Genomic DNA, 20508 nt, shown 5'->3' with positions numbered 1-20508 from the left:
TATGAAAAGGATATCTTTTAATAAAGATTCAAAAAAATTTCATATAGATTGGGTAGGTTTGATTATTCCTGTAATATTATTTGTTGTATGGAGCTTAGTTGTAAAATTTGGAAGTATCCCTACGTATAAGATGCCTTCACCAATTAAGTTAGGACGAGTAGGCTTGGATTTTATATGCGGAATATATCAAGAAAACTCATATTCAGGAAAATTAATGGAAAATCTATGGGCTAGTTTATGTAGAGTGTGTATAGGATTTTTTATAGCAGCATTTTGTGGAATAACGTTAGGATTTTGTTCAGGACGAGTTAGGATTATAAAACGTTTAGTTGATCCAATGATTAATGCAATTAAGGCAATTCCTGGGATTGGATGGTTACCTATTTCCATAGTATGGTTTGGAATTGGTGAAAAAAATACTATATTTCTAATGGCATTAGCAGCATTTTTCCCAATCTATATAAACACCCAAGAAGGTGCAAGTAATATTTCACCATTATTAATTCGAGCAGGGCATATGTTAGGAGCTAATAGATTTAAACTGTTTACAACGATTATTTTTCCAGCAGCATTCCCGAATGTTTTAGTAGGACTAAGAACAGGGATGGGTGTTACGTGGGCTTATTTAGTACTAGGTGAGATAACTGGTGTAACTAAAGGATTAGGCGCTATAATGAGTGATGCAAGAATGTTAGGACATGTAGATATGATATTAGTAACAATGGTGATTATTGCTATATGTGGAAAGTTAACTGATTTCTTGCTGGTTAGAGTATGTTCAATGTTTTATCCTCTAAATGGGAGGGGGAGAATTAGTGAATAGACCTCTTTTAGAATTAAAAGATATTAGCCTAACATATAATACATATTTGAATACGGAGTTAAAGGTGTTAAAGAGTATTTCATTATCTGTCAATAAGGGAGAGATAATAGCTTTATTAGGACCTAGTGGATGTGGTAAATCTACACTATTAAATATAATAGCAGGTTTAGAAAAATCTTTTCAAGGGAGTATGATTCTTAGAGGAATAAGTGATGATAATCGTAAAGGTGAAAGAGGATTTATATTTCAACAACCTGTACTATTTAGTTGGTTAAATGTAGAAGAAAATATCGAATATGGATTAAAAATAAAAAAGGTTCCTAAGTATAAAAGAAAACAGATAGTTAAGGAGTACATAGAAGCAGTAGGTTTAAAAGGTTTTGAAAAGTACTATGCGAATGAACTCTCGGGAGGAATGCAACAACGTGTAGCTTTAGCAAGAACATTAGTATTAGAGCCTAAGTTAATATTAATGGATGAACCTTTTGCGGCTTTGGATCCGAAACTTCGTAGGGAAATGCAGCGATTGATTTTGAAGTTATGGAAAGAACATAAATATACAATAGTGTTTGTAACGCATGATATAGAAGAGGCTATGATTATTGCAGAACAAGTATATTTAATGTCAGCATCTCCGGCCTCTATTATTTCAAAAATTGATACGTCATTTAAAAATAAATCAAATGATATTAATGAATTAGAGTTTGTTAATTTAAAGAATGAGATAAAGCAGTTTTTTAAGTTAGATATGGTTGAAATCAGCTAAAGTTAAAATAAACAAGAAGGAAACCCTTATTTGGAAAGGGTTTCCTTCTTGTTTATTATTTAATAGCGGCTTCTAATTCGCTGAAAATGTCTTGGACATGTTCTAACTTTTGTGCACGGTAGGCATTACTACCGCAGAAGAGGAGAGCGTTATCGACATCACCTTTAGCCGCAGAAATGAGGGCAGTGGAGATACAGTATGGAATATCGGTAACACTACATTTTTCAAGACAGTGGTAATAGCAAGCTTTGTTGCCAGGTACGTTTTTAATAAAAGGATTGTAAATAGCTCTGCCAGGCATGCCTACAGGGCTTTTTATGATGCCAATATTATCAGCTGTCGCATTAATATAAGCCTCTTTATAGGCAAGGGGGGCATCACATTCATAAGTTGTTACAAAACGTGTCGCCATTTGTACCCCATCAGCACCTTTTTCTAGGGCATGGGCAATGTCATGACCTGAATAAAAGCCACCAGCTACAACAACGGGAATGTATTTATTGTATTTCTCGCCATATTCAGTAGCAACGGCTTTTACATCTTCCATAATATCTAGTACATTAGGATTTTCTTCGATTTCGTTGACAGAAAAACCAAGGTGTCCACCAGCTAAAGGCCCTTCTACAACTAACATATCTGGAGCAACTTGATGTTTACGATCCCAAAGTTTACAGATGACTTTAGCAGCTTTACCAGAAGAAACAATAGGTGCAAGTTTAACCTTCTTACTTAAGCTAGCCTTACATACCTCTTCACCTCTTTTGGCATAGAGCGGAAGATTTACAGGAAGTCCAGCACCAGAAATAATGAGGTCAGCACCAGCAGCAATAGCTTGTTTAACCATTTCTTCATAGTGACTAAGGGCAACCATAATGTTTACCCCAATGATGCCTTGCGGGGCAATGGCTCTGGCTTTTGTAAGTTCTTCTTTGAGTGCAGTTAAGTTGGCATTAAGGGTATTCGTTAGAAAGTTGGCGGCACGGTAGCCGATTTGCGCAGAGGAAATGATACCAATCCCACCTGCTTTTGCAACATGTCCGGCAAGGCTGTGAAGAGAAATGCCTACACCCATACCACCTTGAATAATAGGAAATTTGGGTATAAGACCATTAATATTTAAAGAATGTTTCATATTTTTACCTATACATAAAACTATAAAAGTTTATGTCCTTTCTCACAAGAAAATTTTTCTAAAAATAATACTTTGAAAATCAAAGCGAAAGGTTTGATATTCAAAGTATAGGCGTGCTTTAGAGTTTTGTCAATAGTATTAAAAAGTCAGTAAACTTTAAGAAAATACATTGACAACTAGATGATTTCCCAATATACTTTGAACCTAGAAAGGTTTGAGGTTAAAAGTAAAAAATATTCCAAATTAGGAGGTGTGAGGTTGAAGCGTGGGGAGGAGGTCATCAATGAGCTGTTGGTAGACTCTTTTAATAAGATTACAGCCATTGAAAGAAATGCGTTAAGCAGAGGTCCCATGAATGATTTAACCATTAGTGAATTGCATGCTATTGAAGCTATAGGTCTTAATGGTGGCACCATGACAGAGATTGCTAAAAAGTTGGGGGTTACAGTAGGAACACTGACAACGATGGTTAATCGTTTGGTGAAAAAAGAATATGTAGATAGAATGCGGCAAGAAGATGATAGACGTATTGTAAAAATCGTTCTTAAAAGAAAAGGAATTATTGCTTATAAATTACATAGTCGTTTTCACCATGTGATGATTAAGAAAATGTTAGCGGACATTGAAGAAGACCAAGTAGATGTCCTAATCCAAGCATTAAGTGCACTTAATCATTTTGTGAAAGAAACTTATGAGAAATATTAAGTCATAGAGAGTTAAACCAAATGTAAAGAGGTGAAAAGAAATGGGCATTAAAATTGCAGGCCTTGGGAAATCTGTTCCAAGCAAAGTATTAACCAATGCAGACCTTAGTCAAATGGTAGATACCAATGATGAATGGATTAAGTCACGTACTGGTATTGAAAGAAGACATGTGGCAGTGACAGAGACGACGACGCAATTAGCAAGTGAAGCCGCTAAGGAAGCTGTGCAGCAGGCGGGCTTAATGACAGAAGAAATAGAGCTAATCATTGTGGCGACAGTTTCACCAGATGCCACAATGCCAAGTACAGCATGCAAGGTAGCACAAATTATAGGTGCCACAAAGGCAATGTGCTTTGATATTACTGCAGCATGTAGTGGGTTTATTGTGGCATCAGATGTAGCAGTTAGCATGATTGAAAAAGGCACGTATAAAAATGCCCTTGTCATAGGTGCGGAGGTGCTAAGCCGAGTAGTCGACTGGCAAGACCGCGGAACCTGTGTTTTATTTGCAGATGGGGCGGGTGCTGCCGTGTATAAGGTAAGTGATGAAAATCAAGTTTTAGCCATTCAAACAGGATGTGACCCTAAGGGAGCTGATGAAATTACCTTACCTACAGGAGAAGGCGATAAGACCTTCTATGAAGGTGAAGTAGCGCCGAGGGTAATTGGGATGAATGGTAAGACAGTATATGCCTTTGCGACAACCAAGGTACCAGAGAGCATCAAAAGTTTACTAGATACACAGGCACTTACAAGTAGCGATGTAAGGTGGTATATCTTGCATCAAGCCAATAGCCGTATCATGGATAGCGTTGCGCGTAAATTAGATATGCCTAAGGACTGCTTTTTTAAGAACCTTTCAGAATATGGCAACACATCAGCAGCAAGTATTCCTATGGCACTCTATGAAGCAAGTGAATTATTTGAACCAGGAGATTTAATCATTCTCTCAGGCTTTGGTGCAGGACTTACTTGGGGCACGATGCTTATTAAGTGGTAATACACAATAAATGAAACTAAATTATTAAAAACTGAAAATTAACTTTAGGAGGACATAAAAATGTTAGAAAGATTACAAGAAATTATTGCAGAAAAATTAGGTGTAGAGGTAAGTGAAGTTAAACCAGAAGCAAGCTTTACAAAAGACCTAGGTGCAGATTCATTAGATTTATTTGAAGTTGTTATGGGAATTGAAGAAGAGTTTAATGTATCAATCGATAATGAAGATTTAGATAAAATTAAAACAGTACAAGATGCGATGGATTATATTAGTGAAAACCAAGCATAAAAAAGGGGGAGTCAGTAGTGAAAACAATCTGCGACTTACTAGATATTACTTATCCAATCTTCCAAGGGGGAATGGCTTGGATTGCAACGCATTCTATAGCAGCAGCAGTGTCTAATGCCGGTGGCTTAGGCATTATTGCTGCAGGGCATGCCCCAAGTGAGTGGGTAAGAGAAGAAATTAGAGCATGTAAAAAGCTTACAGATAAGCCTTTTGGCGTGAATGTTATGTTGCTTAGTCCTTATGTGGAAGAAGTTATGCAAGTTATTCTTGAAGAAGAGGTAGCTGTTGTGACAACGGGCGCAGGAAATCCTGGCAAGTATATGGAAGTGCTCAAAGCTGCAGGCATTAAAGTTATACCAGTCGTACCTTCAGTAGCGTTGGCAAAACGCATGGAAAGAAGTGGCGCAGATGCAGTCATTGCAGAAGGCTGTGAATCTGGTGGACATATTGGTGAACTTACAACGATGACACTTGTACCACAGGTAGTTGATGCCGTAAGTATTCCTGTAATTGCAGCAGGTGGCATTGCTGATGGGCGCGGCATGGCAGCAGCTTTCATGTTAGGTGCAAAGGGCGTGCAGATTGGTACAAGATTTTTAGTAGCTAAGGAATGTCAGATTCCAGAGAGCTATAAGCAAAGAGTTATTAAAGCAAGTGACATTGATGCAGTTGTTACGGGGCGTTCAACAGGACATCCTGTAAGAAGTCTTAGAAATCAATTAACAAGAGCCTTTGATAAACTTGAAAAAGCAGGTGCTAATCAGGAAGAATTAAATAAGTTAGGTGTAGGTGCTTTAAGAAGAGCAGCTATTGAAGGCGATGTGAATAATGGCTCTGTACTTGCAGGACAAATCGCAGGTATGGTGAAAAAAGAAGAGACAGCTAAAGAAATTATTGAAGATATCGTCGGGAAGGCAAAAGAGCTTATGCATTAAAAGATGCTTAGACGCCAGAAGCAAAGAGCAAAAAATTAAAGATTAAAGATTAAAAGCTAAAGATTAAAAATTAAAAGCGAAAAATGAAAAGTTAATGAGAGAAGTGGCAATATAGTCTGCATAGAGATAACTGAGTGGGGACAAGAAGAGATACAAGAAAATACATGAAGATACTTAGGAGGTTAGGCAAAATGAAGGTGGCAATATTATTTCCTGGACAGGGTGCACAGCATGCTGGAATGGGACTGGAATTATACAATTATTATACAGAGACAAAGCAAATATTTGATCAGGCAGATGAATTATTAGATTGGAATTTAAAAGAAGTTTGCTTTGAAAATAAAAATGAACTTATTAATCAAACACGTTATACACAAGCTGCCTTATTTACTACCAACTATGGAATCTATAAGGCCTTAGAAGCGGGGGGAATTAAACCTTCTTGTGTACTAGGGTTTAGTCTTGGAGAATATGATGCGATTGTGGCAAGTGGTGTTTTAGGCTTTGAAGAAACATTAGCTTTAGTCGAAGAACGTGCTAAGCTCATGGAGGAATGTGCTATAAGGTATCCTGGAGGCATGTATGCCGTTATAGGAATGAAGAGGATGCAGGTTGATGAAATCTGTGAGGTTGTGAGTCAAAGGTTGGGCTCATGGGTAAGTGTGGCAAATGACAATTGCGAAGGCCAAGTTACCATTGCAGGTACCAAAGAGGCACTAGAAGAAGCAGCTATTGCTTTAAAAGAAGCAGGCGCTAAACGCGTTATTCCTTTAAAGGTGAGTGGGGCATTTCATAGTTTACTGATGGAGCAGGCGGCTAAGGAACTTGCTAAGAAATTAGATGACCTTACATTTAATGAACCGACTTGTCCAATTGTAAGCAATGTCACAGCTCAGTTTATGAATGCTAAAGAAGTTAAAGAAAATATTCCACTACAAGTCATTAAGGGAGTACGCTTTAGAGAGAGTATCATGAACCTTGTAGCACAAGGTTTTGATACATTTATTGAAGTAGGTCCTAAGTGCACTTTAAGTGGTTTAGTTAAGAAAATTAATCAAACGGTAGACGTTTATAATATAGAAAATTTAGAGACACTGCAAAATGTGATAGAGAAAGTAGGTGTCACTCATGCTTAAAGGTAAGGTAGCACTCATTACTGGCGGTGTACGTGGCATCGGCCGAGCGATTAGTTTATGTTTTGCAGAGCAAGGTGCTGATATTGTTGTCAACTATACAAGTGAAGGCAGCCAGTTAGAGGCAAAAAAATTAGTAGAAGAAATTAAAGCAATGGGCGTTAAGGCGAAGGCAATTCGCTGTGATGTTTCAAAGAGTGAAGAAGCAAAAGCTATGATTAGTGAGACTGTAAAGGCATTTGGTAAACTTGATATTTTAGTAAATAATGCAGGAATTACCAAGGATATGCTGCTGCTTCGCATGAAGGAAGAGGAATTTGACCGCGTCCTTGAAGTGAATTTAAAAGGTGCATTTAATTGTACTAAAGAAGCTTCAAGAGCCATGCTCAAAACAGGTGGTAGCATCATTAATATGACATCTGTAGTGGGGCTTATGGGTAATGTGGGCCAAAGCAATTATGCAGCGTCAAAGGCTGGACTCATTGGCTTTACCAAATCTGTAGCAAAAGAATTTGCAAGTAGAAATATCCGTATTAATGCTATTGCACCAGGATTCATTCAGACAGAGATGACAGATGTTCTAAGTGACACTGTAAAGGAAACTGTAACGGGCAGTATACCTATGAAACGATTTGGCAAAACTGAAGAAGTCGCAAAAGCTGCCCTATTTTTAGCCAGTGATTTATCAAGTTATGTGACAGGTGAAGTGCTAAGAGTTGATGGTGGAATGGCAATGTAAAGGAGAAATAAAATGAACAAGCGAGTAGTTATCACAGGAATGGGTGTAGTTTCACCAGTAGGAAATACAATAGAGACATTTTGGGATTCATTAAAAGAAGGTGCCTGCGGTATTAAGTTATTACCTGAAGCATTGCAACTTGAAGATATACAAGTGCGTGTAGCGGGGAGTGTAACAGATTTTAGTCCAGAACCATACTTAGATAGACGCGAAGCAAAAAGAATGGCTCGCTTTTCACAGTTTGCCGTTTATGCAAGTCATAAGGCAGTAGAAATGGCAAATTTGGATATGACAAAAGAAGATGCAAACCGCGTAGGCGTTATTATTGGTAGCGGAGTAGGCGCATTGGGCGTGATAGAAGAAGAGGTATTGAAGCTTCATCAAAAAGGGGCTAAAAGAGTTTCACCGCTTTTTGTTCCTATGGCAATTGTCAATATGGCAGCAGGAAACGTATCCATTAGATTAGGTGCAAAAGGTGTATGCAGTACAGTTGTAACAGCTTGTGCATCAGGGACACATTCCATTGGAGAAGCGTATAGAAACCTGCAAGCAGGTATTAATGATGTCATCATTGCCGGTGGTACAGAAAGTTGTATTTGCCCAATTGGGATTGCTGGTTTTAATTCATTAACAGCACTTAGCACATCACAAGATCCAAAGCGTGCGTCTATTCCTTTTGATAAAGAGAGAAATGGATTCGTACTTGGTGAGGGTGCAGGTATCTTAGTTCTTGAAACTTTAGACCATGCTATAGAAAGAGGCGCTAGAATCTTAGGTGAAATTGTAGGATATGGTGCAACAGGTGATGCCTATCATATTACAAAACCAGCAGAAAATGGTGAGGGTGCGGCGCGCGCTATGGCATTAGCAATACAGGAAGCGGGCATAAAACCAGAGGAGATAGACTACATTAATGCCCATGGGACAAGTACAGAGTTTAACGATTTATATGAAACAGAGGCAATAAAATCAGTATTTGGTGAAAATACAAAAGTGGCTGTAAGTTCAACTAAATCTATGATGGGACATCTTTTAGGCGCAGCAGGAAGCGTAGAAGCTGTAGCCATAGTGAAAGCTGTAGAAGAAGACTTTATACCACCAACCATTGGTTATGAAGTAGCAGATGAAAATTGTGATTTAGATTATGTACCAAATGAAGGAAGAAGCCAAAAGGTACGTTATGCGATGAGTAATTCATTAGGTTTCGGAGGACATAATGCCACTCTTATTGTGAAAAAATGGGAGGAATAAAACCATGGAAATTAATAAAGTAAAGGAACTTGTATCAGCGTTTAAAGAAGCAGGACTTACAAATTTATCATTAAAATGTGATGAGTTTGAGCTAAAGCTTAAAAAAGAAGTTACTGTAGTTAGTGCAAACGGCATAGGTGACGGTCAAGTTGATTCAGCATATCAATTTGAATCAGGTAGCTATAGCAACGAAAATATCCAAGATGATAGTTGTGGCAATGAGAGCCATACAGAGGAGAATGCAGTGCATGTTGTAAGTGCTGATACAAAGTCAGTATCTCAAAAAAGCATTAAGGCACCTATGGTAGGGACATTCTATAGTGCAAGTGCACCTGGCGCTGAACCTTTTGTAAAAGTAGGTGACTACGTGAAAAAAGGCGATGTTGTCTGCGTCATAGAAGCAATGAAACTAATGAACGAAGTGGAAGCAGAAGTAGACGGCGAAATCGTAGAAATCTTAGTCCAAAATGAAGACATGGTAGAATACGGCCAACCATTATTTATGGTGAGGTAATAAAGAATGATTGTTTGTGTGTGTGGCTACTACTAGCTGCACCTTCCGTAATTTGTGAAGCTCTAAGTTCAAAAATTAAAGAAACGCACTGAACTCACTGCGTTCAAACAGCAGTGCTAAAAGCTCCTTAAATTTTCACTAAGAGCTTCATCAAATTACTCCACAGGCAGACTAGTAGTAGCCACACACACAAACTAGTGTAGTGGAGAAAAGAAGAAGTTAACTGTATCTGCTTGGGAAAAATACAAGGTAATAGTTGGCGTAGACATAGTAGCAAGGATATCGATAAATTACTAATAAGAAATGATTGAATAATGATAGATGTAATAAGTATGAAGTTGAATAACGTAGACTTAGGTTGGAGTAGATTGAGAAGTAGAAAGTAGGAGGGATGAGAAGATGTTGGATGTGAAACAGATTATGGAGATTATTCCGCACAGATATCCTTTTTTACTGGTGGATAAGGCTGAGATTGCTGAGGATGGGAATGGTGCTGTTGGTTATAAGAATGTGACGATTAATGAGCCATTCTTTCAGGGGCATTTTCCTGTAGAACCGGTGATGCCTGGGGTGCTTATTGTGGAAGCTTTAGCTCAGGTGGGTGCTATTGCACTTTTATCTAAGGATGAATTTAAAGGTAAGATTGCTTACTTTGGAGGGATTAAAGAAGCTAAATTCAGAGGCAAGGTTGTACCAGGTGATACGCTGAAGTTGTGCTGTGAAATTATTAAGTTAAGAGGGCCTATGGGTGTTGGAAAGGCAACAGCTTATGTGGGTGATAAAAAGGTTTGTGAGGCAGAACTCATTTTTGCTATTGGTTAATTAGGAGGGATAAGAGGATGATCGAGAAAGTACTTGTGGCAAATAGGGGAGAGATTGCTGTAAGAATTATTAGAGCTTGCAGGGAGATGGGAATAGAAACTGTGGCTGTATATTCTACAGCAGATAAAGATGCGCTTCATGTGGCGCTTGCAGATGAGGCAGTATGTATTGGCAGTCCTCTTCCTAAAGATAGCTATCTTAATATAGAAAACATTATTAGTGCAGCAGTACTTACAGGATGTGATGCACTGCATCCAGGCTTTGGCTTTTTATCTGAGAATGCTAAGTTTGCAGAGATTTGTACCAATTGTGGCATTAAATTCATTGGCCCTAGTAGTGAGATGATTACACTTATGGGTGATAAGGCAAAGGCAAGAGAAATGATGATAGCAGCTGATGTACCTGTCGTACCTGGTTCAGAAGGCAAACTAGAAAATACAGAAGAAGCCATTCAGTTAGCTGAGCAAATCGGCTATCCTGTGATGCTTAAGGCATCAGCAGGCGGCGGTGGACGTGGTATGCGTATTGCTAGAAATCGCGAGCAGCTTAAAGAAGCCTTTGGGGCAGCTAGTAGTGAAGCTTTAAGTGCCTTCGGTGATGGCAGTATGTATTTAGAAAAGTATATCGAAAATCCAAGACATATTGAGTTTCAAATATTAGGTGACCAGTTTGGTAATGTGATTCATCTCGGAGAAAGAGATTGCTCATTACAAAGAAGACATCAAAAGGTTATGGAAGAAGCGCCATCACCCTTTTTAAGTGAAGATTTAAGAATGGCAATGGGTGAAGTAGCCATTAGAGCAGCAAAAACTGTAAATTATGAAAATGCTGGAACCATCGAATTCATCGTGGATGAATCGGGCCATTTTTATTTCATTGAAATGAATACAAGGATTCAAGTAGAACACCCTGTAACAGAAATGATTACGGGTATAGACCTAATTAAAATGCAAATTCAGATTGCAAGTGGTGAGCCTTTGGGTGTGAGCCAAAGTGAGGTGCAGATTAAAGGGCATGCCATAGAATGCCGTATCAATGCTGAAAATCCAGAATTAGATTTCAGACCTTCTGCTGGTGAAATCAAAGAGCTTTACTTACCAGGCGGAAGAGGTGTACGTGTAGATTCTGCCCTTTATGAAGGTTACAAAGTACCACCTCAATACGACGCAATGTTGGCAAAGATTATTGCTTATGGTGATACAAGAGAAGAAGCCATTCAGATTATGAAACGTGCTTTAGATGAAATAAACATTGAAGGTATTCAAACAAATATATTATTTGAATATCAGCTTTTAAATCATCCAGACTTTGTAGTGGCCAATGTAAATACAGGCTTTATCGAGAAAAATTTAGACAATATCTTAGGAGGAATCTTAAATGAGGCTTAGGACGTTGTTAAAGAAAAAATATGCGACCACATCTCAGCATGTAGGAAAAAAGAAAAATGAAGTACCAGAAGGTATTTATGTGAAATGCCCTAAATGTAAAAAGAGTATTTATCGTCCTGATTTAAAAGGAACTTTAGGAATTTGTCCACACTGTGGTTACTATTATCCACTGACAGCTAAGGCGCGAATAAGCCTTATTGTGGATAAACATACTTTTGAAGAAATTAATCAAAATCTAGAAAGTGTGAATCCATTAGCTTTTAGAGAATATGATGATAAACTTGCAAAGTATCAAAAGAAGACGGGGCAAAAAGAAGCTGTTGTAACTGGTAAGGCAAAAATAGAAGGACATGAGGTTATGCTTGTTATTATGGACGCTAACTTTATGATGGGAAGCATGGGCTCAGTAGTAGGTGAAAAAATTACAAGAGCAGTTGAAATGGCCACAGCGTGTAAATTGCCTATCATCATCTTTACTGCATCAGGTGGTGCCAGAATGCAAGAGGGGATTTTTTCACTCATGCAGATGGCAAAAACGAGTGCGGCACTAGCAAGACATGATGAAGCTGGAATGTTACAGATGAATGTCCTGACAGATCCAACAACAGGTGGCGTCACAGCAAGTTTTGCAACATTAGGCGATATTATACTTGCAGAACCGGGTGCCCTTATAGGTTTTGCAGGTCCAAGGGTTATTGAACAAACTATTAAAGCAAAATTGCCAGAAGGTTTTCAGCGTGCTGAGTTTTTATTAGAAAAAGGGCAGATTGATGCCATTGTAGAAAGACGTGATTTAAAGAAAACGTTAGGTATGTTACTAGACTTTCATACAAGGGAGGGAAAGTAGATGGAAAGATTGGAACCATGGGATAAGGTATTACTGGCAAGAAAAGCAGAAAGACCGCGTGGTAAATTCTATATTCATGCCCTGTGTGATAAGTTTATAGAGCTACATGGTGATAGAGCCTTTAGAGATGATCCGGCTATTATTGGTGGGATAGGTGAAATAGAAGGTAAAGTTGTAACGCTCATTGTGCAGAGCAAGGGTAATACAGCTAAGGAAAATATAGCTAGCAACTTTGGAATGCCTCATCCGGAAGGCTATCGCAAGGCACTTCGTTTAATGAAGGAAGCTGAGAAATTTCACAGGCCTATTATTTGCCTTATTGATACACCCGGAGCATATTGCGGTGTGGGCGCAGAAGAAAGAGGTCAAGGTGAAGCTATTGCAAGGAATCTCTTTGAAATGTCTAAATTGCGTACACCAGTTATCGCAGGAATTATTGGAGAAGGCGGCAGTGGCGGAGCTTTAGCTTTAGGTGTAGCCGATAAAGTATTTATGCAGGAACATGCGATTTACTCTATTCTTTCACCAGAAGGCTTTGCAAGTATTCTATGGAAAGATGCGAGCCGTGCCAAGGAAGCGGCACGCAAAATGAAGCTTACGGCCAAAGATTTATTGGATTATCAAATCATAGATCAAATCATTGAAGAACCTGCTAGTGGGGCACATCAAGATCCAGAAGCTGCGGCAGAAAAGTTAAAACAGTATTTATTAGAGACATTAAATAGTTTAGAAGAAGTACCAACTGACCAGCTCGTAGAAGCACGTTACAACCGCTTTAGAAAATATGGGCAGTGGAAAGAATTAGGGTATTAGAGAAGGTCCGTTTAGGGGCATGCAATGCATAGCTCCCTAAAGGGCTTTTTTTGTTGGGAAGAAATAGATTTTTACAGGAAGATTACTATTTGTTTAAGATTGAGGAGAGGACAAGGCTAAGAACAAATAGGTGTGGTAATGTAAGAATAGACAAGGTGCTAGATAAAGGTTAGATAAAAAAGAGAAGGGGATAAATAAACAGCAATATAAATAAATGACAAGACAAATAGCAGATAAAAAAATAGAAAAGAAATTAGATAAGATGTTAGATAAAAAGATAAATAAAGGTGCTATAAATAAAGATGCTATAAATAGAGATGTTATAAATAGAGATGTTATAAATGGGAGGATGATATTGGGATGAACAAACAATGGGTAATAATAGGACTTATGGCAATAAGTATGGGTGGGACGTTATTTGCAGAAGATATAGGAAGTAGTAATCAAGTGGCTTTAAAGCAAGAGATAGCAAGTAGCAATGCAGTAGCAAATAAACAAGAAACAGCAAGCAGCGATGCAGTAACAAATAAACAAGAAACAGCAAGTAGTGATGCAGTAACAAATAAAGAAGAAATAGTAAGCAGCGATGCAGTAAATAAACAGGAAATCGTACAGGAAGCGAACGTAGCAAAAAATGAAGAAGTGGCACCAACAGCAGCTCAGAAAGTGAGCGAGGACCAGTTAGATGAAGTCAGCATTGTACCTGTGAATTATCAAGGTAAGATTTTTACCAATGGAGAATATATTGACTTATCTTATGAAAAATACAAAGTATATAGTGAATCAAATACGAGTTATTTGCCACTGCGCTTGCTGACAAAGGTAGTGAGTACCAATGAGGAAATTTGGGAAGCTAAATGGGATAGTAAGAAACCAAATGAGGTTATTTTGCAGTGTAATTATATGACGAGTACAGAATTAGGCGGCTGGTTAAGTAGCGGGAAGACTAAGACAATTAAGCTAACGGTAGGAAGCTGCGCTGCTGAGATAAATACGTCTGGGACAAATGATGATGCAGCGACGAAGAGTATGCAGCAGTTATCTAAGGCACCTAAGAAAATAAATGGAAGTATTTGTTTACCACTACGTGCCATAGGCGAAATACTAGGTAAACAAGTGAGCTATAAAAATGGTTTGGTTTTTATAAGCCAGAATGGTATTAACTTAGAAAATGAAGAGATGACTGGTGCAATTCAAACAGTGAAGACACATCTAGAAAGTAATAGACAGGCTGTTCAATCTGATGAATATGTAACGGCCGTAACAAATTACAATGGGATTAATTATTATGCAGTTAGTCACTATAATGAAAAGACTGGTGAGAATGAGCTAACCATTTATAGCCAGCAAGGTAAAGGGACGCCACAGGTACTTAAGAAAATTGAAAGTGCCTATAATACCAATGTACAAGTAGTGGATTATGACTTTTATTATTTAGTTAATGGCAGTAGAGGGGCAAACTTAGAAAGATTTGACTTAACCACAATGCAGTCACATGTTGTATGGCAAATGGCAGTTGATGAGAATTTCAATTTTGTCAGTAGGGTAATTCCAGTAGAGGATGTGCTTTATGTAGTCGTTCATAATGGCGATTGGACTATGGGAAGTGAAGAACTTTACAAGATTGTTGATGGAAAATGTGAAAAACTGATAGGATGCAGTCAATTTGGTAGCCTTATTATAGATGGGAATATGATTTACTACACAGAAATGTCTAACTGGCTCAATACTCAGAACATAGGCTGTTATAATCAAAAGACCAAACAAAATGGAACGATAGGTAGCCCAAGCTACGTGTATGACATGAAGATGAGTTTAGTGGATGACGAAGCTAATGGCTATGGTATTTGTGGCAATGCCTTTATTAGAAATGGCAAGCTTTATACATTAGCTTATGAAAATGGTAGTTCAAAGAAACAGGCAGTATGTAGTATTGACTTAAAAACCAATGTACAAAAACAGATTACAACGCCAACGGCAAACTATTGGCTGAATGGAGAGCATATTTATTATATTGAATCAGCTACAGGATACATAAAAACAGTAGATTTAGAAGGCAATGGAGAAAAGACATTGGTGAGCACGCCAGTTCAAAAGGCTGACCTTCAAAATAATTGCCTCTATTATACAAAGCAGGGCGGTAACAAAGATTTGGGCAGTGGACTTTATATCTATGGTTTAGGCACGGGAACAACGACTACAGTAAGTGATAAACCTATCAGAGATTTTAAAGTATCTGGCAAACGCATTGCTTATGTGACATCTGGTTACGCACCAGGTATTTATAAATGGATTGATGGTAAAAATACCTTACTTGAGAAAAGGCTTGTAAGTATATTTACATTAGGCGAGGGCAGTATATCTTATAACTTAATATATGATAAAGGTAATTTTGTAGTAACTTATTAAAGTTAGGGATAAAATTTGAAGGGCCTTGGAATAAAATAAGGAGATAGTATAATAATTAAAAGAATATGCACAAAAGATGTTAAAGGAGTAGCGGTGCAAAATTGAAGAGCTATAAGAAGGTCGTGGTAAAGTTAGAGGATTTGACGCTAACTTTATTACGGCCTTTTGGGTTATAGGCGCAGGTAAATTTATGAAATAGATGAGGTTGCTTATAGTAAAAACATAAGTAGGTCTTAAAATAAGGTATAGAGAAAGCAACTAAAACCTTGAAATATACCTGTAGGTAAATAGATTTCTCTCAATGATTTCACATGACTAAAAAGCATGAATAACTAAAATTTATAAATGTGAAATCTATAGAGAAAGCAACTAAAACCTTGAAATATACCTGTAGGTAAATAGATTTCTCCCAATGATTTCACATGACTAAAAACTATGAATAACTAAATTTTATAAATGTGAAATCTATAGAGAAGAAAATATAAAAAGTAGTATTAGATAAAAAAATAATATCAAATATAAAAGTAATAAAATGAAATGAGGTGGCAGTATGAGTGTACTAGAAGATATTCGATTTGAGAGAAGTCTGCCAAGGGAGAATAGAGACCAGATTTTAAGTAAAATAGGTGAATTCGTAAGGGCATGGGAAAGTAATATTGACCCTACAGAATTAAATCGTAGGTTTAGCGTGAAGAAGGTATATGGTGAGACGATGCTGCCGGAAGTGTGGAAGTTTAAGGTGAGTGATGGGTGCCGTATACTTTTCACGAAAGGAAAGAGTTTGGATTTAGAAGAAAGTGGTTATGAGGATGCATTGATTTTACTGATGTTCTGTAAGCATGATACACAGATTGTGAAGGCGAGGAATCTATCTAAGGTAATGCCGAAGGTAGAAGAGTCACTTGAGGCAAGTGGCAATATGGCACAAATGGTAGGTGACATAAGTGGCGGTGATACGGAATTATTGGCAGATCAGGTGGCAGATGAGAAGGCAATGCAGCTAAGATATGATCCGGAAACGTCTATTACTAGAGTGTTTAAGCATATTGGTATTGAGGCACTTATTGATTTAGAACGATTACAGGGAATCTATTATTTAAACAAAAATCAAAGGGAATGTGTGAATGCAGATTACAGGCCCCTTATTTTATTTGGAAGTGCAGGAAGTGGCAAGACGACTATAGGTGTTTATAAATTAGTAGATTTAATTAAACAGAATCCAGGCATTAAGGTGGGATACTTTACTTACTCAAGTAAATTAGCACAATCCGCAAAGAAGATTTTTCATACGGTACTTGAAAATGAGTTAGAGGCAAATGAAATTGCAGATTATGAAGCACAAGTAGATTTTCATCCGCTTAGAGATTGGCTAAAGGAAGAGACACAGACGGATTATATGATTCAGTATGACCAGTTTAATGAGAAGTTCTTTATGCCACTGCGTCAGAATTGGAGTATGAATCCGGAATATAAAGATGTGATTTTAAATTTAACGGGTTATGAAGCGTGGCGTGAGATTAGAGGGCTTATTAAGGGGTATGCAGGAGATGCATGGCAGCCACATATTGAGGAAGATGGCAGCGGGCTTTTGCCAGAAGCAGAATATATGCGATTAAGTCAGCAGCATTCCTTCTATAATGCAGCACAGCGCAAGGTACTGTATGCCTTAGCTCATAAATATGTGCTTTGGCAAAAGGAAGAAGGTATCTATGATGAAAATGACCTTTGTAGAAAGCTACTAGCAAAAGAAACGTTGTCAAAAGAGACAGAGCGTGGTTTTGGTAGCTTTAGCTACGAGGAGAGAAAAGATGGACTAGATAAAGAGAGCATGCCAACTTTATATGATTGGATTGTAATTGATGAGGTACAAGATTTAACGGAACTTGAGATTTATCTTTTACAAACAAGAGTACGACAGTCCGGGAACTTTCTCTTGAGTGGAGATTATCATCAGACGATTGCACCTACGTATTTTGATACGAAGCGTATTATGACTCTTTTAGAGCATCATAACTATCGTTATAAGGAAGATGCCAATCGCCTTGTCTTAACGCATAATTATCGAAATCCTAGACAGGTTGTGGAACTGGCTAATGGTATTAGCCAGCTTAGAAAAAAGCTCTTTGGGAAAGATAAACGTAATGATTATAGCGAAGAAGTTGCCATGTGCGAGCAGGAAGGAAACCTTTATACTTTGTGCGGAAACCGCATAGAAAAGATGAAGTTGCTAAGAGAAGCCGTTAAAAAGGCTTATGTTTATATTGTGGTGGCAACGGATAGGGAAAAGGAAGAGTTAGAAGAACTGCTAGAAAATAAAATCCGTATCTTTACCATTTATGAAGTAAAGGGCTTAGAAAACAAATATATTATAGGTGTCAATTTACTTAGCAGTTTTAAGAATAAATGGCAGTTTATTGCACAGTGTAAAAAGGAAGAGACTTTATCTGAGGGTATTAAGGAAAATTATTTTTACAGATACATTATGAATATGCTTTATGTGACTTTAACGAGGACACAGGAAAGTTTATGCCTGATAGAAGATGAGGTAGATGCAGATTTCATTACAAATCTTTTTGACATGGAGATGCAGAATGAAACCGTATTTAATGATGAGGTCTTTGGGTTAGATGAAGACTCTAGTGCAGAAGATTTTTATTTGGAGGCCCTTAAGTTTGAGGCGGCAGAAGATTATAGACGTGCACTTATGCAATATGAGAAATTACGTATGCCGAAGGCAAGGTTACGAGAAGCCTTTTGTAAAGGTAAACTGCAAGAAGCCAATGGGGCATTTAAAGAAGCAGGTGCTTTTTATGAAAAAGCTAAGGCATGGGAAGATGCCACAAAGGTATATTATAAGGCTAAGATATATGAGAAATATTATGAATGCTTCGTAAGATGGGATGAAAAAAGTTTTATGAAAGAAATCATATGTAATGAAAGCATTGTATATGAAAGAGATCTGCAGCCTTATATGACAGCATTTTTGAGAGATAAAATAGAAGCAATGTGTGTGAATTATTATATAGAGAGGTTGCCACATGAGCAGGAGGAGCAGGATTTTACAATCCTGTGTGCTGAGGAATTTAGGCAGGACGTAGAAACATCTGCTAAAATGCTAGAAACAAATATAATGAGATAAAAGATAATGAGAGATAATACGCAGTATATATAGGAGGAAGCGAACAGATGAATGATGCGCAAATGGAGCAGCTTATAGCTGGAATTAGAGAAAATGAAAACAAGAGCCAAAGTTTAAGTGAAACACTTATGGCATTTAATGAATCTTTTAAAAGACTTATGGCACAGATAGAGTCGGTGGGGCAGCTAAAGGATTTTGAAGAAAGTCATGAAAAGATTACAAGTTTAGAAGAACATATTGCAGGGATTAAAGAAGATTTAGAACTTATTAATACAGCACAAATGGTAAGACTTAATGAACTGGGCAGAGAAATCGAAGGACAAATGAAAAATGAGTTTAAAGAAGAACTCAAGAAGGAATTAAAAGAGGAAATTCTGAGGGGATTTGAAAAGATTATAGATAAGAAACAAATAAAATTAGAGCAGTCACTTGTTATAGGGGAAGCTTTATATACAATTGATGAAGCACATCAGGCGGTTATGATGAGAAAGGATACAGGTGAAGAAACGAAGGTTTATGAAAGTAAGATGTCCATCAGTGGTATATTAAAGGCTTATAATAGCAAGGGCGAAGAACAAGTCCTTGTATATCTTGAAAATGGAGAGATTCATTTATTTTGATACTTCTTTTACCTGTGAAAAATTTTAGGACTAGGGTTCACAGATATACAATAAATGACATGCCTGAGATGTTATACTAATCATATAAAGTACCTTAAAAATCACGAAATTAAGCCATAAATTTGATAGCTTATTTATGTGAAGTTTAAAGTCCCCCTTGCATATAATAACATCATGTAATTATTGAAGGGGGGCTTCTTTATATGAAAATAATAAAGAAGTTACTACCAATCTTATGCCTGTGCATAGCCTTAACCGCTTGTGGAACAAGGCAGAGAGCAGATGAAAAGGCACCTCAAATTACACTAGGGGATTTAGTGGCAGCCAATACGACGGAATCGGTTCTAAAAGGCCATTGCACCAAACTAGTGAATACAATTTATTATAAGGAGGACGGAAGCGCAGATTTTTCGACTTATGAAGGTATTAGCATAGGTAAGGAGGGGTATGAAACAACTTATGAAAATTCCTATGGTTATACTGAATTTCAAAAGGGAGGAAGGATGTATATCTTTGATCCAGAAGATAATAAATTTAGTATACGCCTCTTTATAGACCATCAGATAGAAGCTTATATTGGGGACCTAGAAGCAAAGGATTTAAATGTTTGGGGCGATGAGAAGATGGTAGAGAACTCCATAGAAAATGGTGTAGGGACAATGATTACAGAAGTTCCTATTAGTAGCCAAGATGTATATTTAGGTAGTTACTTTGATGCGGGAAAATATGATGTGATGCGCTTTGTGTATACGTATAATCCAGAGACATTGGAGCTACAGAAATACAGTGAGATTGCTTATGGTGAAGAGGCGGAATTGATTTTGACAGAGTCTTTTATAACCTATACAGAGGAAGGGTTAGAAGTACCTGAATTTGTAACAAACTTAGAGAATGATAAAGCAACTTATAATGTCACATTACACCGTGAAAATGGTAAGGTCAATAAATATACAGTTTCTAAGGAGGCTGTCTTTCAAGTGTTCCCACCAGAGGGATACGCACTCTATAAAGAAGCAGAAGGAAAAACAATGATTACAGTGGCTGATATGGTAGCCCAGGATACAGATATATACATTTTACCAGAGCAATAAAAAAGAATAGCCCGCCTCTTGCCCCTAAATACGCTACGGGATACGTCATATATGTATGTGGGAGTCCATAGTATATATAGAAGAAGTATAACC

At 37.5% G+C, this 20508-nt stretch carries 20 protein-coding genes; 19 read left to right on the top strand and 1 reads right to left on the bottom strand.

Annotated elements, in window-relative coordinates:
• The first annotated feature begins 1 nt into the window (after position 1).
• Positions 2–823 carry an ABC transporter permease gene (locus AC1VAQ_RS08140; RefSeq protein ID WP_479903782.1) on the top strand — a complete coding sequence of 274 codons (822 nt, stop codon included), beginning with the start codon at positions 2–4 and terminating at the stop codon, positions 821–823.
• Positions 816–1589 (top strand): ABC transporter ATP-binding protein, encoded by a 774-nt coding sequence (locus AC1VAQ_RS08135; RefSeq protein ID WP_479903781.1) that lies wholly within the window; start codon positions 816–818, stop codon positions 1587–1589. The genes AC1VAQ_RS08140 and AC1VAQ_RS08135 overlap by 8 nt, the downstream gene beginning before the upstream one ends.
• A 55-nt stretch (positions 1590–1644) precedes the next feature.
• Here the strand turns inward: AC1VAQ_RS08135 and AC1VAQ_RS08130 are convergent, their stop codons facing one another.
• Positions 1645–2721 carry an NAD(P)H-dependent flavin oxidoreductase gene (locus AC1VAQ_RS08130; RefSeq protein ID WP_302595718.1) on the bottom strand — a complete coding sequence of 359 codons (1077 nt, stop codon included), beginning with the start codon at positions 2719–2721 and terminating at the stop codon, positions 1645–1647.
• 258 nt (positions 2722–2979) lie between these two features.
• On the opposite strand from AC1VAQ_RS08130, the gene AC1VAQ_RS08125 reads away from it, so the two are divergent.
• The 17 genes from AC1VAQ_RS08125 (at position 2980) to AC1VAQ_RS08045 (ending at position 20415) form a co-directional block, all read left to right on the top strand.
• Positions 2980–3426 carry a MarR family winged helix-turn-helix transcriptional regulator gene (locus AC1VAQ_RS08125; RefSeq protein WP_302595716.1) on the top strand — a complete coding sequence of 149 codons (447 nt, stop codon included), beginning with the start codon at positions 2980–2982 and terminating at the stop codon, positions 3424–3426.
• A 40-nt stretch (positions 3427–3466) separates the two neighbouring features.
• Positions 3467–4426, top strand: coding sequence for a beta-ketoacyl-ACP synthase III (locus AC1VAQ_RS08120; RefSeq protein ID WP_302595714.1), 960 nt, complete (start codon positions 3467–3469; stop codon positions 4424–4426).
• Between the two features lie 60 nt (positions 4427–4486).
• Positions 4487–4714, top strand: a complete 228-nt coding sequence (gene acpP / locus AC1VAQ_RS08115) for an acyl carrier protein (RefSeq protein ID WP_302595712.1) — start codon at positions 4487–4489, stop codon at positions 4712–4714.
• 17 nt (positions 4715–4731) lie between these two features.
• Positions 4732–5649: an enoyl-[acyl-carrier-protein] reductase FabK gene (gene fabK / locus AC1VAQ_RS08110; protein ID WP_302595710.1), complete on the top strand. Its 918-nt coding sequence runs from the start codon at positions 4732–4734 to the stop codon at positions 5647–5649.
• A 191-nt stretch (positions 5650–5840) separates the two neighbouring features.
• Positions 5841–6785, top strand: a complete 945-nt coding sequence (gene fabD, locus AC1VAQ_RS08105) for an ACP S-malonyltransferase (protein ID WP_479903780.1) — start codon at positions 5841–5843, stop codon at positions 6783–6785.
• Positions 6778–7521 (top strand): 3-oxoacyl-[acyl-carrier-protein] reductase, encoded by a 744-nt coding sequence (fabG, locus tag AC1VAQ_RS08100; protein WP_302595706.1) that lies wholly within the window; start codon positions 6778–6780, stop codon positions 7519–7521. The genes fabD and fabG overlap by 8 nt, the downstream gene beginning before the upstream one ends.
• Before the next feature lie 12 nt (positions 7522–7533).
• Entirely contained in the window at positions 7534–8772 is a 1239-nt protein-coding gene (gene fabF / locus AC1VAQ_RS08095; RefSeq protein ID WP_302595705.1) for a beta-ketoacyl-ACP synthase II, read from the top strand.
• A gap of 4 nt (positions 8773–8776) precedes the next feature.
• Entirely contained in the window at positions 8777–9286 is a 510-nt protein-coding gene (gene accB / locus AC1VAQ_RS08090; protein ID WP_302595704.1) for an acetyl-CoA carboxylase biotin carboxyl carrier protein, read from the top strand.
• A gap of 399 nt (positions 9287–9685) precedes the next feature.
• Positions 9686–10108: a 3-hydroxyacyl-ACP dehydratase FabZ gene (fabZ, locus tag AC1VAQ_RS08085; RefSeq protein WP_302595671.1), complete on the top strand. Its 423-nt coding sequence runs from the start codon at positions 9686–9688 to the stop codon at positions 10106–10108.
• Between the two features lie 17 nt (positions 10109–10125).
• The gene (locus AC1VAQ_RS08080; protein WP_302595670.1) at positions 10126–11496 is read left to right on the top strand and encodes an acetyl-CoA carboxylase biotin carboxylase subunit; all 1371 of its coding nucleotides are present in this window, start codon (positions 10126–10128) and stop codon (positions 11494–11496) included.
• Positions 11486–12343, top strand: a complete 858-nt coding sequence (gene accD / locus AC1VAQ_RS08075) for an acetyl-CoA carboxylase, carboxyltransferase subunit beta (protein ID WP_302595669.1) — start codon at positions 11486–11488, stop codon at positions 12341–12343. The genes AC1VAQ_RS08080 and accD overlap by 11 nt, the downstream gene beginning before the upstream one ends.
• Positions 12344–13156, top strand: a complete 813-nt coding sequence (locus AC1VAQ_RS08070; RefSeq protein WP_302595667.1) for an acetyl-CoA carboxylase carboxyltransferase subunit alpha — start codon at positions 12344–12346, stop codon at positions 13154–13156. It begins immediately after the preceding gene.
• A gap of 214 nt (positions 13157–13370) precedes the next feature.
• Entirely contained in the window at positions 13371–13520 is a 150-nt protein-coding gene (locus tag AC1VAQ_RS08065; RefSeq protein WP_479903779.1) for a hypothetical protein, read from the top strand.
• Positions 13517–15565, top strand: coding sequence for a stalk domain-containing protein (locus AC1VAQ_RS08060; protein ID WP_302595666.1), 2049 nt, complete (start codon positions 13517–13519; stop codon positions 15563–15565). Before AC1VAQ_RS08065 ends, AC1VAQ_RS08060 begins: the two co-directional genes overlap by 4 nt.
• A gap of 550 nt (positions 15566–16115) precedes the next feature.
• The gene (locus tag AC1VAQ_RS08055) at positions 16116–18704 is read left to right on the top strand and encodes a UvrD-helicase domain-containing protein (RefSeq protein WP_302595662.1); all 2589 of its coding nucleotides are present in this window, start codon (positions 16116–16118) and stop codon (positions 18702–18704) included.
• Positions 18705–18751: 47 nt separating this feature from the next.
• Positions 18752–19324: a hypothetical protein gene (locus AC1VAQ_RS08050; protein WP_302595659.1), complete on the top strand. Its 573-nt coding sequence runs from the start codon at positions 18752–18754 to the stop codon at positions 19322–19324.
• A 203-nt stretch (positions 19325–19527) separates the two neighbouring features.
• The gene (locus tag AC1VAQ_RS08045) at positions 19528–20415 is read left to right on the top strand and encodes a hypothetical protein (protein WP_302595658.1); all 888 of its coding nucleotides are present in this window, start codon (positions 19528–19530) and stop codon (positions 20413–20415) included.
• Positions 20416–20508 lie beyond the last annotated feature (93 nt).

Source organism: Cellulosilyticum sp. (genome assembly GCF_982396655.1).
This window is presented reverse-complemented; position numbering and strand designations above follow the sequence as displayed.

What these genes read in the sequence shown, in the direction of transcription:
- AC1VAQ_RS08140 (WP_479903782.1), top strand. Translation starts at nt 2, where the DNA reads ATGAAAAGGATATCTTTTAATAAAGATTCAAAAAAATTTCATATAGAT.
- AC1VAQ_RS08130 (WP_302595718.1), bottom strand. Translation starts at nt 2,721, where the DNA reads ATGAAACATTCTTTAAATATTAATGGTCTTATACCCAAATTTCCTATT.
- AC1VAQ_RS08120 (WP_302595714.1), top strand. Translation starts at nt 3,467, where the DNA reads ATGGGCATTAAAATTGCAGGCCTTGGGAAATCTGTTCCAAGCAAAGTA.
- acpP (WP_302595712.1), top strand. Translation starts at nt 4,487, where the DNA reads ATGTTAGAAAGATTACAAGAAATTATTGCAGAAAAATTAGGTGTAGAG.
- fabD (WP_479903780.1), top strand. Translation starts at nt 5,841, where the DNA reads ATGAAGGTGGCAATATTATTTCCTGGACAGGGTGCACAGCATGCTGGA.
- fabG (WP_302595706.1), top strand. Translation starts at nt 6,778, where the DNA reads ATGCTTAAAGGTAAGGTAGCACTCATTACTGGCGGTGTACGTGGCATC.
- fabF (WP_302595705.1), top strand. Translation starts at nt 7,534, where the DNA reads ATGAACAAGCGAGTAGTTATCACAGGAATGGGTGTAGTTTCACCAGTA.
- accB (WP_302595704.1), top strand. Translation starts at nt 8,777, where the DNA reads ATGGAAATTAATAAAGTAAAGGAACTTGTATCAGCGTTTAAAGAAGCA.
- fabZ (WP_302595671.1), top strand. Translation starts at nt 9,686, where the DNA reads ATGTTGGATGTGAAACAGATTATGGAGATTATTCCGCACAGATATCCT.
- AC1VAQ_RS08080 (WP_302595670.1), top strand. Translation starts at nt 10,126, where the DNA reads ATGATCGAGAAAGTACTTGTGGCAAATAGGGGAGAGATTGCTGTAAGA.
- accD (WP_302595669.1), top strand. Translation starts at nt 11,486, where the DNA reads ATGAGGCTTAGGACGTTGTTAAAGAAAAAATATGCGACCACATCTCAG.
- AC1VAQ_RS08070 (WP_302595667.1), top strand. Translation starts at nt 12,344, where the DNA reads ATGGAAAGATTGGAACCATGGGATAAGGTATTACTGGCAAGAAAAGCA.
- AC1VAQ_RS08065 (WP_479903779.1), top strand. Translation starts at nt 13,371, where the DNA reads ATGACAAGACAAATAGCAGATAAAAAAATAGAAAAGAAATTAGATAAG.
- AC1VAQ_RS08060 (WP_302595666.1), top strand. Translation starts at nt 13,517, where the DNA reads ATGAACAAACAATGGGTAATAATAGGACTTATGGCAATAAGTATGGGT.
- AC1VAQ_RS08055 (WP_302595662.1), top strand. Translation starts at nt 16,116, where the DNA reads ATGAGTGTACTAGAAGATATTCGATTTGAGAGAAGTCTGCCAAGGGAG.
- AC1VAQ_RS08050 (WP_302595659.1), top strand. Translation starts at nt 18,752, where the DNA reads ATGAATGATGCGCAAATGGAGCAGCTTATAGCTGGAATTAGAGAAAAT.
- AC1VAQ_RS08045 (WP_302595658.1), top strand. Translation starts at nt 19,528, where the DNA reads ATGAAAATAATAAAGAAGTTACTACCAATCTTATGCCTGTGCATAGCC.